Annotated in this window: 10 protein-coding genes; 7 read left to right on the forward strand and 3 right to left on the reverse strand. The window is 55.8% G+C overall.

The window, feature by feature from the left end; translation table 11 throughout:
• Positions 1-5: 5 nt before the first annotated feature.
• Together QMQ05_RS16805 and QMQ05_RS16810 are read right to left on the reverse strand one after the other, a co-directional pair.
• The gene (locus QMQ05_RS16805; protein ID WP_345471926.1) at positions 6-1,439 is read right to left on the reverse strand and encodes a phytoene desaturase family protein; all 1,434 of its coding nucleotides are present in this window, start codon (positions 1,437-1,439) and stop codon (positions 6-8) included.
• On the reverse strand, positions 1,436-2,899 hold the full coding sequence (locus QMQ05_RS16810) for a glycosyltransferase family 87 protein (RefSeq protein ID WP_345471928.1): 1,464 nt from the start codon (positions 2,897-2,899) through the stop codon (positions 1,436-1,438). Before QMQ05_RS16810 ends, QMQ05_RS16805 begins: the two co-directional genes overlap by 4 nt.
• A gap of 228 nt (positions 2,900-3,127) precedes the next feature.
• On the opposite strand from QMQ05_RS16810, the gene QMQ05_RS16815 reads away from it, so the two are divergent.
• The 7 genes from QMQ05_RS16815 (at position 3,128) to QMQ05_RS16845 (ending at position 11,297) form a co-directional block, all read left to right on the forward strand.
• Complete coding sequence (locus QMQ05_RS16815; RefSeq protein ID WP_345471930.1) at positions 3,128-4,279, forward strand: acylneuraminate cytidylyltransferase; 1,152 nt, start codon at positions 3,128-3,130, stop codon at positions 4,277-4,279.
• A 41-nt stretch (positions 4,280-4,320) separates the two neighbouring features.
• On the forward strand, positions 4,321-5,214 hold the full coding sequence (locus QMQ05_RS16820) for an N-acetylneuraminate synthase family protein (protein WP_058256571.1): 894 nt from the start codon (positions 4,321-4,323) through the stop codon (positions 5,212-5,214).
• Between the two features lie 111 nt (positions 5,215-5,325).
• Entirely contained in the window at positions 5,326-6,324 is a 999-nt protein-coding gene (locus QMQ05_RS16825; protein ID WP_345471933.1) for a glycosyltransferase family 2 protein, read from the forward strand.
• Entirely contained in the window at positions 6,321-7,664 is a 1,344-nt protein-coding gene (locus tag QMQ05_RS16830) for a polysialyltransferase family glycosyltransferase (protein WP_345471935.1), read from the forward strand. The genes QMQ05_RS16825 and QMQ05_RS16830 overlap by 4 nt, the downstream gene beginning before the upstream one ends.
• A gap of 8 nt (positions 7,665-7,672) precedes the next feature.
• Positions 7,673-8,686, forward strand: coding sequence for a hypothetical protein (locus QMQ05_RS16835; RefSeq protein WP_345471937.1), 1,014 nt, complete (start codon positions 7,673-7,675; stop codon positions 8,684-8,686).
• Positions 8,687-8,694: 8 nt separating this feature from the next.
• The gene (locus tag QMQ05_RS16840) at positions 8,695-9,930 is read left to right on the forward strand and encodes a DUF6716 putative glycosyltransferase (protein ID WP_345471939.1); all 1,236 of its coding nucleotides are present in this window, start codon (positions 8,695-8,697) and stop codon (positions 9,928-9,930) included.
• Positions 9,931-10,211: 281 nt separating this feature from the next.
• On the forward strand, positions 10,212-11,297 hold the full coding sequence (locus QMQ05_RS16845; RefSeq protein WP_058256576.1) for an inositol-3-phosphate synthase: 1,086 nt from the start codon (positions 10,212-10,214) through the stop codon (positions 11,295-11,297).
• A gap of 902 nt (positions 11,298-12,199) precedes the next feature.
• Here the strand turns inward: QMQ05_RS16845 and QMQ05_RS16850 are convergent.
• Complete coding sequence (locus QMQ05_RS16850) at positions 12,200-13,651, reverse strand: CCA tRNA nucleotidyltransferase (protein WP_345471942.1); 1,452 nt, start codon at positions 13,649-13,651, stop codon at positions 12,200-12,202.
• Between the last annotated feature and the right edge of the window lie 93 nt (positions 13,652-13,744).

Genomic DNA, 13,744 nt, shown 5'->3' on the forward strand with positions numbered 1-13,744 from the left:
GCTAGTTATTTCACCGATTTCCAGTTTTTGATGTTGTATTCACGTTTGAGCATGGACTGGGCTCCAAGGAAGCCTCCCATGCCATGCACCGATGGTCCCGGAGGGGCCGCCGAGGAGATGAGGTAGAGCCCCTTAGACAGCAAATACCAGGGATCTAGAGAAATTCGTGGGCGTTTGATGGTGCCCAGCAAATCCATGGTGCCACCAGAAAGGTCTCCCCCGATCAGGGCGGCGTTCTGCCGCTCCAAGTCTTGTGCGGTGACCACATGGGCTTCAAGGATGATCTCGCTAAAGCCCGGGGCGGCCTTGTTAATCATTGTTTGGATCTCTTGGCGCATGTCCTGGGAGGAATCCAAGGGAACATGGCAGTAGGCCCAAATGACGTGTTGCCCGGCCGGTGCTCGAGAGTCATCAAACAATGATGGCTGGGCGACGATCATAAAGGGGTTCGCTGCCCCGCGGCGGTTGGCAGTGCGCTCAGCTGCACCAACCTGTTTGGCGGTGCCGCCTAGGTGTACGGTGCCGGCGGTTGACAGGGCTTGATCCCGCCACGGCACCGGTTCGGAGAGCACAAAGTGAACCACACAGCTACCCGGCGAGCGCCGCGTAGTGGACATGGCGGAAGTTAGCTGGTGTGGCAGGTGGCCGGTGCTGAGTTTTGCGGCTTCTTCGGCGGAAGTATCAAAGAGGATGTTCTGCGCAGCCAATTCATCAATATGGTTCACCCGCACTCCGGTGTGGATCTGCGCGCCGTGGGCAGTGGCTTCAGCGGCCAGGGCATTACTGATGGCTTGTGAACCGCCGAGGGGAATGGGCCAGCCTTTGGCATGGGCGGTGGCGGCAAGGAAGAGTCCGGCGCCTGCATTGGCTGGTCCGCGTGATCCACCGGCCACATGGGCGGCACATCCCGAATACAGGGCGGCGGCGCGTTCGTATTTTTTGCTGAACACATCTTTGAGCCCCATGCCGCCCACCGTGGAGGCCGCAAAGGTAGCCAGAGCCAATGGGTGGCTAGGTACTTTCAGCAGGGTATTGAGCAGGGTGTCGCTGATCTGATCGATCTGGTGAACCAACGGTTGAACTAGTCGGCGATAGATCTGTCCATCCTCGCCACCCAATTCCTCTACGGTGCGCTCTAAATCCTTGTAAGCGTAGGCGGTACGCTCATCGAGCACATGGGCGAAAGATATCTCAGGGGTAATGAAATCAACCTTCTGGTGAACTCCCAACTCACGCATGGCCGGTGACTGCAGGGCCATTGGATGCACGGCACTGCCTAGGTCAAAGATCGCTTCGGAACCATTTAAGGATTGGGTTCTGGCCGCTCCCCCAATGCTGTCATTGGCTTCATAGACTTGTACGTTAAGCCCGGCCCTGGCGGCCACAGCGGCAGCTGCCAGACCATTGGGTCCTGCACCGATGACAGCAACGTCGATCATGATTTGTTTCCCGCCGTCTCATAGTGCTTTTTCGCCTTGGGTAACCATGGGCGCAGGGTGAACTTATCTTCTAGACCGGCAAATTCACCGGCTAGCGGATCTTCTTGGCCTACCGCACGGATTGGGTCTCGGCGCGGGTCGAGGATCGAGCGGGCCACCAGGTACATCAGGTAACCGAGCATGATCATATGGGCGAGTACCAAGACCACGTAGCCGACCATTGGGAAGGCCTTATGCGGGTCTTCTGCAGAAGTCGAGGCGAGGTAGTTCCAGAGGCCATAGAAGTGGGCGACCTCCACCAGCATCCAGATCACGAATTCTCGCCAGCGCGGTAGTGCCAGCACAAAGAGCGGGATCAGCCAGACAATAAACTGCGGCGAGTAGACCTTGTTGACCATCACGAAGGAAGCGATGATCAAAAAGGCCATCGAACCTAGGCGTGGGGTACATTTTGCAAGCAGGCCCAGCAGCACCACACCCACACAGCACAAGAAGAACAGGATGAGGCCGTAGCGCGAAATCTGTTGGGCATCAAAACTGATCATGCCCGGGTTCTTGGCGGCCACCGCATTCCAAGCGTGCCAAAAACTAGATAGTCCCGCACCACGTTCCGAAGAGAAGTTAAAGAAGTGCATGAAGGATTTGGGGAAAGCCAGGGCGTAAGGCAGATTGACCAGAACCCAGGTGCCGGCCGCAGTGCCGCCGGTGACCCAGAAGGTTTTTAGTCTTCCGGTGCGGATTGCCAGTACCAGGATCGCGCCGAGAATAAAGAAGGGGTAGATCTTCATCGCTGTGCCTAAACCGATGAGCACTCCGGCCAGCACCGTATGTTTACGGGCAAAGGCCAGCATTCCGGCGGCCAGCAGGGCGACCGCCCACATATCCCAGTTAATACTGCCGGCCAGAATGATGCCCGGGGCAATGGCCACCATGGCGGCATCCCAGGGGCGACGTCCGGTCATGCGCAAGGTGCACAGCACGGTGATCATCCACAGGATCGCCACCAGCACCAGGTTCATATCAAAGTAGATCAGTGAACGGCTCGTTGCCGACTGTGGCACCAGCGTGGCCACCGCGGAGGCGACGGAGCTCATCAGTACCGGGTATTCAAATTCGGCGGTGGCGCTAAAGGGCGCCCACGGGTTATCGGCAAAACCGCGGGCGCTAAAAAGCGGTACCCAGTCGCTGTAGCAGGCGTAGGTGTAAGGGTTGGTCCCACCCCAGCCCAGGACCCGGCACGGGTTCTTGGCCAGCAGCATGAGCAGTGCGCCCAGGGTGGTCATCAGGATGATGACTCGTTCCACGCTGAAAAATCCTGGGTCAACTCGTCCGGGATCGCTGCGTCGACCCAGCGGGCCTCCGATAACTGCGGTGAATCCCCGAAGGAAGCTATCGGCGCGTGAGGGAACAGTAATACGCAAAGGACCACGCTTGGGCGGTGACTGGTTTGGCTCCTGCATACACAACAGCCTAAATGTTTTCTGCACGGGCACCGGCGTGCACTACATCGTTTCGCGTTAACAAACGCTTCTAAGCTCCCTATTTAATGCACCAGCAAACCGAAAGAACCCGCTAAACCGCTAGCTGACCTCACTTTCAGCAAACAAGCAGGTGATTACACCGCGACTTCACCCCTCGTTTACCTAAATACTCCCGGCTAGTTAACTAAGGCCCATAGCGTCATATTCGTGAGCAAAACCAATCAGCCAGATGTCATGGCGATCATCCCCGCCCGGGGTGGATCTAAAGGCATACGGCTCAAGAACCTGCGTGAGATCGGCGGCAAGTCGCTGCTGGGACGCGCTATTGAAGCAGCAAAGGCCGCGAGTACAGTCAGCGACGTCGTGGTCAGCACCGATCATGAACAGATCAAAGCCGAAGCACTACGCTACGGCGCTCGTGTGGTGGACCGACCGGCAGATATCGCCGGGGATACGGCCAGCAGCGAGTCGGTTCTGCAGCATGTCCTGACCAACACCGAGTCAAAGCCGGCGGTGACACTGTTCATCCAGTGCACCAGCCCGATCATTGACCCGGCCGACCTGGATGCAGCCATCACCACGGTCACCTCCGGGGTAGCAGAAGTCAGCTTCGCAGCGGTTGCCGACCACGGCTTCCACTGGGCAATCGACGAGAACGGCGAGGCCATCGCGGTGGGACACGAGAAGTCGCACCGTCCGCGCCGGCAGGACCGTGAACCGCGTTTCCGTGAAACCGGGGCGTTCTATGCAATGAACACCGAAGGCTTCCTTGAAGCTGGTCACCGTTTCTTCGGACGCGTTCAGGTCCACGAAGTGCCCGGTGAGCACGGCATCGACATTGATACCGAAGCGGATCTGATGTTGGCGGAGCTAACCATCAACGATGAACCGGCAGCGATCAACGTGGATGCGATCATCACCGACTTTGATGGCGTGCACACCCCAGACACCGCCTATGTGGACGAACACGGCACCGAAACCGTGCGTGTGTCCCGTTCAGATGGCATGGGAGTGGCTCGACTTCGGGCCGCCGGAGTGAAGTTCCTGATCCTCTCCAAGGAAGCTAACCCGGTGGTTGCCGCTCGGGCCGCAAAACTCAAGGTTGAAGTAGCCCACGGCATCGATAATAAGGCCGAATATTTGGCCCAGTGGTTGGCCGATGAGTCGATCAACCCGGCGCGTGTGGCCTACGTCGGCAACGACGTGAATGACCTCGGCGCCATGGGCCTTGTTGGCTGGCCCATTTCCGTGGCCGACGCTAACGAACAAGTACACCGTGCTGCACGCCACCGCCTGTCCCGCAAGGGCGGATACGGGGCGGTGCGAGAACTGGCCGAACTGGTCCTCGCAGCACGCTAACCCACATTTTTCACAAGTTTCACCCAATGAAAGGCAAATCAATGACCTCCGTGAACACCGAAATCAAGCCAGTTGCTATCGGCGAATCCCTGCTTGGCGCTGGCCAGCAGGTCTACGTCATCGGCGAAATCGGCATCAACCACAATGGTGATATCGAAATCGCCAAGCAGCTGATCGACGTTTCGGCTGAGGCCGGCGCTAACGCGGTGAAGTTCCAGAAGCGCACCCCAGAAATCTCCACCCCAACCGACATGCGCGACAAGATCCGCTCCACCCCATGGGGCGACATGACCTACCTGGACTACCGCTACCGCGTTGAGTTCGATCAGGCTCAGTACAAGGAGCTCATCTCCTACGCAGCATCCAAGGGCCTGCACGCCTTCGCTTCCCCATGGGATGTTCCTTCGGTGGAATTCATGGAAGAGCAGGGTGCAGTAACCCACAAGGTTGCTTCCGCATCGGTGACTGACATTGAGCTGCTCAAGGCACTGGCAGAAACCGGCAAGCCAATCATCCTGTCCACCGGCATGTCCACCATCGAGCAGATCGACAAGGCTGTTGAGACCCTGGGCACCAGCAAGCTGGTCATGATGCACGCAACTTCCACCTACCCATTGCCTCCAGAAGAAGCTAACCTGCGCATGATCGAAACCCTGCGCGACCGCTACCAGGTTCCAGTAGGTTACTCGGGCCACGAGCGTGGCCTGCAGATCTCGCTGGCTGCTGTGGCACTGGGCGCTGTGACCGTAGAGCGTCACATCACCCTAGACCGCACCATGTGGGGTTCGGATCAGGCTTCCTCGCTGGAGCCAAAGGGCTTCGAGTCGCTGATCCGCGACATCCGCATCCTCGAGCAGGCCATGGGTGACGGCGTCAAGAAGGTCTTCCCAGGCGAATTGGCTCCACTGAGCCGCCTGCGTCGCGTCGACGCCTAGTCACCACACAGCGTGTTATCTCGGCGGCCGAACCTGTTCTAGGTCCGGCCGCCGAGTTCCATGAGTCATCTCGAAGCAGTATCGCACCAAGTAAAGGAAGCCAGTCCCGCCATGACGAGCCTGATCCCTGGCCGCATATCCGTGGTCATCCCGGCCTACAACCAGGAAGCGTACATCTGTGATGCGCTGGCTTCCCTCGAGAGGCAAAAGCTGGGCAACTGGGAGATGGAAGTGCTCGTGGTGGATGATGCATCCACCGATGCCACCGCCTCATTGATCGAGTCCTACCTCGATCGGGTCCCTGGGCTGAAACTGATCAAGCTCGAGCAGAATGTGGGTGTCTCAGCCGCTAGGAACATTGCTCTAAAGCAGGTCACCGGCGAGTTCTACACCTTCTTGGACCCTGACGACTGGTACGGGCCACAACACCTGGCCACCCTAGCCGATACCTTGAGCAAACTGCACGTGGACTTTGTGCGTTGCGACCATGTGCGGGTCACCGGCACCAATCGGGTGATCTACCGTGCTCCACAGGCTTTGCGTGGCATTGTGCTGAACCCCGCCGATGACATTGAACCTATTGATTCACCGTCCATGGTGGATTACCCCTACTCGTGGGCCGGCATGTACCGCACCGAGCTAATGAAATCCATTGACTGCTTCTACTTTGATGAGCAACTGCTCTCGGCTGAAGACCGCCCATGGATCTGGAAGCTGCACTTAGATACTTCGCGGTACGCGGTCATTTCATCCCCAAGTATTTTTTACCGTCGCGGCCTGCCCAATTCGCTCAGCCAGGTCTTTGACGAACGCCAGCTCGGATTCCTCGAGGCCTACACCCAGGTTTTGGCCACCGTGCGTGAACACCCGAACTCCGCGCGCCACCTGCCCAAGGCCCTACGCCAATTCTTTGCCATCGTGTGCCACCATGAAAAGCGTTCAAAGAACTACCCGCCACAAGTGCGCCTGACCATCAAGAAACAGTTGCGTGAGATTTTCAGTGATATCGATGTTGCCGTGGCACATCAGGTAGTTTTGGAGATGGATGTTGCCCGTCGACGCCACATCCTTTCCTACCTCCAGCCAGGGCAGATCGGGGTCGCCAAGTGATCGCACTGATTGAAGCCAGCAGCTACTTTCAGCTAGCTTCTCTGGCCGCGATGGCCGATGCAGGACTGCTCCCCGAAGCAGATGAACACATCCTGGTGTTGGCCAATGGGTCTCAGGTTCCCGAGCTGACCACGCCACTGAACGAAGCCCCAGGTTTTGAACAGTTGGCCGCCCGTTTTGACCGTGTGGTGGACTTTGCTGCTTTAACCGCGCCACGTCGTCCCGCGCAGTTCAACCCGCGCGAAGATGAACTGCACATTTTTGAGTCCTTGCTGCGTCAAGCATGGAATCTGGGTAGCGGTCCGCTCACCCTGGTCCTGGAATCTATTCAGGTTAACCCGGCTCGTGCGTTGGCACGCATCTTTTTTGATGCCCAACTGTGGGTGCACTCCGATGGGCTGATGTCCTATGGTCCAACCCGTAACAAGCTTCCACTGTCGATCAGTCAGCGGTTGATGGGTACCGTCCACGTTGATCTAGTCCCGGGCTTGGAACCACACCTGCTGGCCGAATTCGAACCGGTCCGTAAGGTGATGTACGCCGACCAGCTGGCCAAGATCTTCAATGAGCTTGCCCAAGACGCTCATTTTGAGCAGCCGGGTTCAAATGCGCTGATCCTCGGACAGTACTTGGGATCCTTGGGTCTGATGGATGCGGATGAAGAGTTTGAGCTGCATGTACAAATGCTGCAGGAAGCCCTGAACCGCAATATTGATACGGTGCTGTTCAAGGCTCATCCTTCGGCCAGTGCCACCTCGGCGGCACGTCTGGCCGGTGTAGCGCAGGAGATGGGACTACGTTTCCAATTGCTGGCTACCGATCACCTTGCAGAAACCGTGATCGCTTCGGCCCGCCCAGAAGTCGTGATCTCGTGCTTCTCTACCGGTCTGGCCACCGCCAAATACATTCTAAATACCGATGTCCACGCGGTGGGCACCGGAATGATGTTGCAGGCACTGGCACCTTACGAGAATTCCAACCGTATTCCGCTGTCCATCATTCACGCGTTGTTTGTTCAAGATGTGCCAGCACCCGCGCACAGTGATGGTGAGGATCAGCTCTCGCAACTCTTGCTCACCGTGGCTTACTGTATGCAGGCGGCGCAGTTGCCTCAGTTGCGTGAACCGGCCATCGAGTTCCTCAACACTCACTACGCTGAATTCTCCGCGCACTTCAAGCGCCGGCGCATTACCAAACTGGACCTACCGCCACGCTGGGTGCACCTTGCTTCGCGCAGCAGTTTGCCTTCAAAGGTGCGTGGAGCCTCACGCCGGGTATTGCGAAAAGGCTCCAAGCAACTGGAGAGCTTGTCCAAATCCTTGAGCCGACTGGCAAAATGACCCTCACCATGATGAAACTGACCCAGCACGACACTCATGAGGTTCCGCGTCCACGATTCGGGACGGCTCATGTGTGGGTCGAATCCCCACTGCAATTGCTCTCCGCTGTGGAAACCCACGCTGCGGGCCTTCTTGGCACGGATATCCGGATCATCCCTCGCTTGGGGATGCCTTTGGAAGCGACAACTCAGGCATTGCTGAAGCATGCTCCGGCAGGGGTACGCTTCGAGAAGGCAGCTCGTAAACCACCACAGCCTAAGAGCTCCTCGGATAGGTATGTCACCGGGGATGCGTTTTCAGGCAAGGTTCAGCGCAGTTTGCTCGCTGGCGTGAAGGCCAAGGAAATCATCATCATCGATGACGGGCTCGCTACCTTGGCACTGATCAAGCAGCTGATCAGCGAGACCCCAACACCCTTGGTTCGTGCGCGTGCCAAAAATTCGGCCGCGCGCATCGCTATGGGGCTAGCTACCTGGCATCGACTGCGTCAGTTGGCTCGAGAGGGCCGGTTGCTAATTGTTTCTGCACTCTTTATTGATGCTCAAACACGTGCAAGGATGACTGAGCTTGGGATTAAGTTCGCTCAACATAAGTTTGAGTGGCTCTCGACTCAGCCGGTGGCTGAGAGCTTTACCGAACCGACCCTGCTCATCGGTTCAGCCATGGTTGCTGACCAGTTGATTCACGAAGAACCTTATCTGCAGTGGATCGAGGAGATTTCTGCCGATGGTCCGGTGGCCTATTTCCCGCACCGTCGTGAAACTCCTGAGCTGCTCGAAAAGATCTCGAAGATTGACCAGGTTGTGCTCAAGGAACACACGGTCCCCATTGAAATGCGGTTGCGTGTGCTGCGTCCTGGTCAGGAAATCCGCGCATTGCCCTCTACGGTTATCCCATCTCTACGCCTGCTATTGGGGCCAGATTCTAGGTATCTCTATCCTCAGGCGGTCCCCGACCACTGGTGGACTGAGAGCACCGATCTCGAGTTGCGTGAACACCTGTCTAGTTCGTTGAAGGTGTGAAGCCACGAATGAAACCCTCAGTACTTGCCATCGCCGATTCAGATTCGTATCTGAAGCTGGCGACCAGTTTTTTGCATCGACTCGGTCCAGAATGGGACCGGAGGGTGTTTTTGGCGCGCACTCCGGTGATGCCCACCGAGGCCCAAATTGCTGCAGCCTTTGAAGGTACCGATCTGGATCCACAAATGTTGGAGGTCGTAAACCTTTCCCAACTAGATGCAGACTCGGTCCATGAGGATATTCTCTTCGCTTCGGCCACCGGTCCAGTAGTCGCGGAGATATATTCACGGATCCTGCGTTCCGAGCCCGTTGACGCCCGGCGCACCGCCCTAATTTCTGCACTGCCAGGTGTTGCTTACCCAGCCACGCAGAAGGGTTGGAACTATCGTCGTGCCGGCGACGCGTTCATCTGCCATTCGCATGCCGAAGCCCGCGATTTTTCGTTTATGACCGAGTCTCACTCTGGGCATCAACCGACGATTATGGTCAGCAAGTTGCCGTTTTTGCATTGTGCCGGCTTCCCACCAGAACCAGATCAGAAGATCACCCGTTTGGTTTTCGCGCCCCAAGCCAAGGTGCCTGAGACCCTCGCAGAGCGCGAATCAATCCTGCTCGCGCTCGAGCAGGCCAGCAAGATGAATCCTGGTGTGGAAGTTGTGATCAAGCTTCGCGCTAAGGCTGGCGAACCTCAGACACACCTCGAGGCCTATCCTTATGACAGCCTCTTCGCAGATCTGCAGGCGCGTCAAAAGATCAGTTGCGAATCACGGATTCGTTTTGATACCGGATCCATGAGTGAAGCCCTGGTCGCTGGCAGCGCGCTGGTGACGGTTTCCTCAACGGCTGCGTTGGAATCCATCGATCGAGGCCTACCCACGATGGTGCTTTCGGATTTCGGCGTGAACCGACAAATGATCAATACCGTGTTTGTTGCTTCCGGAATCATCGGAAACTTGGAGGACGTCGTGTCCCTGAATTTTGGTGTCCCGAGCAAGGCGTGGCTACGGGAGAACTACTTCCATCGCATGGATCGCAGTTTCTCTCAATCCTTGGAGATCCTTGCCCAACGTGCCAATGCCGGTAAATTGCGTACAGATCCAGAAATTCTGACCTTCATCCGGCGCCAACCGTTGCGCCATCGGCTGCGTACCGCATTGCCAACTCCTTTGGTTAAGGCGCTATTAAGAATGCGTCATGGCTACCGGCAATCACGTGGGCAGGGTACAAAAGTGCGTCATGACTAAAAGTAGTTTTGCAAATGACATCAGGTTCTAGTCTGAATACGCAGTAGTTGTCATTAGCATCTTATGTTTTGCACTTGTACTGAATCAAAGATCAATCCATAGGATCGGTGCTCACGTTATTTTGTGAACACTCCTAACGATCAGCCAAATGACTGAAAACCAAGTTGAATGGGAATGTTCCACGGTCTTAAGGACTTAAGATCAATGGGAGTCTATTTAGATGGCCTGCCTTTGGCATGCCAGGATTCCCAAGGATTTATACATTTCAATAAGGAGCTCATGTGTCGGCTAACCCGATCCGCGTTGCCATCGTTGGCGTAGGTAACTGCGCCACATCCCTTATCCAGGGTGTCGAGTACTACCGAAATGCGGATGTGGAGTCCACCGTTCCTGGACTCATGCACGTTCAGTTCGGTCAGTACCACGTAGGTGACGTACAGTTTGTAGCCGCCTTCGACGTTGATGCCAAGAAGGTCGGACTTGATCTGTCCGAAGCTATCCTGGCCAGCGAAAACAACACCATTAAAATCGCGGACGTTCCAACCACTGGCGTGACTGTGCAGCGTGGCCACACCCTAGATGGGCTTGGAAAGTACTACCGCGAAACCATCGAAGAATCTGATGCCGAACCTGTAGACATTGTTCAGTCGCTCAAGGACAACAAGGTTGATGTCCTCGTGTGCTACTTGCCAGTTGGTTCTGAACAAGCAGCTAAGTACTACGCACAGTGCGCCATCGACGCCGGCGTCGCTTTTGTGAACGCACTGCCAGTCTTCATCGCAGGCACCCCAGAGTGGGCCCAGAAGTTCACCGACGCTGGTGTTCCAATTGTTGGCGATGACATCAAATCTCAGATCGGTGCGACCATCACCCACCGTGTGATGGCCAAGTTGTTCGAAGACCGCGGCGTAGTTCTTGATCGCACCTACCAGCTGAATGTAGGTGGCAACATGGACTTCAAGAACATGCTCGAGCGTGATCGTTTGGAGTCAAAGAAGATTTCCAAGACTCAGGCAGTCACCTCAAACACCTCGGCTGAGCTGGGTGCTGATGATGTTCACATCGGTCCAAGTGATTATGTTGCGTGGCTTGATGACCGCAAGTGGGCATTTGTTCGCCTAGAAGGCCGTAACTTCGGTGATGCTCCGGTGAACTTGGAATACAAGTTGGAAGTTTGGGACTCACCAAACTCTGCTGGTGTCATCATCGACGCTGTTCGTGCAGCCAAGATTGCTCTGGATCGTGGCATTGGTGGCCCGATCCTGTCGGCTTCGAGCTACTTCATGAAGTCGCCACCTGAGCAGTACGACGACGAAACCGCACGCGCCAAGGTAGAAGCCTTTATTCGTGGCGAGGTCGAGCGTTAAGCTTTTCGTTCAAGCTGAAAAGCATTCAATGGGTCAGGACTTGTTGTTCTGGCCCATTGTTGTATCTATAGATACCCATAGACGCGGAGAAGCCCGCCGGCTTGCAGGCCGGCGGGCCTCTGAGCACTAATTTGCGAGTTCATAGTGGGTACCTCTTATTCGATTGGCGGACAACGGTAATGGCGTTGTGCGCAATTATCGAATACGTAAGTACATTTCTACAGGCACGTGATTCTTCAGTTCGTGCTCTCGCATTCGGCGATGGAATTCCGTGCTGTCAAAGTTTTTCAGCTTGCTGCTCTCTTGACGCTTTTTCATTTGCTGTCCCTCCCTTCATTCACTGTTGAAGGAGAGGGAAGATCTTGGCGCGTAGTTGAAACAGCGCGAGCTTTCAGGCTTTCTGGACCAGCGAAGATCAGTTCCGCGGTGCGAACGGCCCGTTGAGCGGACGAGGAGTACAGGGTGCTAGACATGAAAAAAGTTCCTAAGGTGAGAGTCGATTACTGACCTGCAACCTCAGGAACTTGGGTGGGGATTCACCGTAGTCTAGGAATCCACTGTTCCGGAGGTTGGAGAGACGAAGCCGAAATTGCCGGTCGGCACAAAGCCGCCCTGACGTCGCCATGCGCGATGAGTAGAAATATCCAGGATGATATTCATCGTTTCTCCACCTCCTAAAATCTATTCGTAGCCAGTCGTGAGCAACCACGAGGCTTAGTTGATAAGTTTTATCGATCCGCAAATCTCATTGAGACTTCCCAATCACAATATTTAGCTTACATGGATTCGATTCGCAACGCCACTAGTTAAGTCAAAAAGTTTAAGATCTTTTTTGAGACGCAAAAATGCCTGGCGCCACTACGGCTCCAGGCATCTTCACTCAACTCTTCTCATGTCAGGCGTTACTCTCCGGTAACAGCCTCTTGAGCTTCGGGTTGCTCTTCCCACCATGAGCGAAGTCGCTCTGTCGCTACTTCTTCGCCCAGCGGCCCCTCGTCCAAACGAAGCTCCAGCAAGTAGTTGTACGCCCGGCCAACCACAGGTCCGGGTTTGATTGCCAGCAGGGCCATGATTTGCTGACCATCCAAATCTGGACGGATGGCCTTGAGTTCTTCCTGCTCTGCAATCTGTGCGATGCGCGCCTCGAGATCGTCGTAAGCAAAGGCCAACCGGTCGGACTTCTTACGATTACGGGTGGTGACATCCGAACGGGTCAAGCGATGAAGATGCTCGAGAAGGTCACCTGCGTCAGTGACGTATCGACGGACTGCTGAATCAGTCCATCCAGCGTCCCCATAGCCGTAAAAACGCATGTGCAATTCAACGAGTCGAGCAACGGCCTTGGTGGTTTCCTTATCAAAGCGCAAGGTTCGCATGCGTGCCTTGACCAATTTGGAACCAACCACGTCGTGGTGGCGGAAAGACACCGCACCGTTTGGTTCAAATTTACGCGTGGCAGGCTTCCCAATGTCGTGCATCAACGCTGCAAAGCGCAACACAAAGTTCGGACCTGGAACCGGCCCGTCCTGATCGGTTTCCAAGGCAATAGCCTGCTCGAGCACGGTGAGCGAATGCTGATAAACATCCTTATGACGATGGTGCTCGTCAATCTCCAGCCGCAGCGCAGAAACTTCGGGAAGCACTTTATCGGCCAACCCAGTTTCAACAAGCAAGTTAATGCCAGAACGTGGATCTGCCCCGTTGATCAGCTTGACCAGTTCATCGCGCACGCGCTCGGCGGAAATGATATCGATGCGATCGGTCATTTCGCTCATGGCCTGACGTACCTCGGCACTGACTTCAATTTTCAGTTGCGAAGCAAAACGAGCAGCACGCATCATGCGTAGCGGGTCATCCGAGAAGGAAACATCGGGAGCACCTGGGGTGCGAATCGACTGATCCTTCAAAGAGGAGACGCCATCAAACGGGTCAACCAGTTCAAGCTGAGGCAAGCGAAGGGCCATGGAGTTCATGGTGAAGTCACGCCGGAAGAGATCATCGTGCAAGTTATCACCAAAAGCCACGATCGGCTTACGGGATTGACTGTCATAGGCGTCAGCACGATAAGTCGTGACTTCTAGGGTGTGTTCGCCCTTTTTCAGTGCGATGGTTCCAAACTCGCGTCCCACATCCCAGATGTTGTCGGCCCAACCAGAGATCACCTTGATAGTTTCGTCGGGGCGCGCACTCGTGGTGAAGTCAAGGTCTGGAGAAACTCGACCCAGGTACAAATCTCGAACCGGTCCACCCACCAGGGACAGCTCATGGCCTGCCGCGACAAAGCGGTCGGCCAAGTCGAAAATGACCGAGGGCAGGATTTGACGCAACGCGTCAGGTGAGGGAAGTGCATGCATAGTTACTTAAGCGTGCCAGAAATCTGGGCGAAATGCTTGAAAAAGCACCGAGTTTGCTTGCGAGATAACTTACTTGTCCACGTCGATAAGGCG

It is taken from the genome of Glutamicibacter sp. B1 (assembly GCF_039602135.1).
GTDB classification, from domain to species: domain Bacteria; phylum Actinomycetota; class Actinomycetes; order Actinomycetales; family Micrococcaceae; genus Glutamicibacter; species Glutamicibacter ectropisis.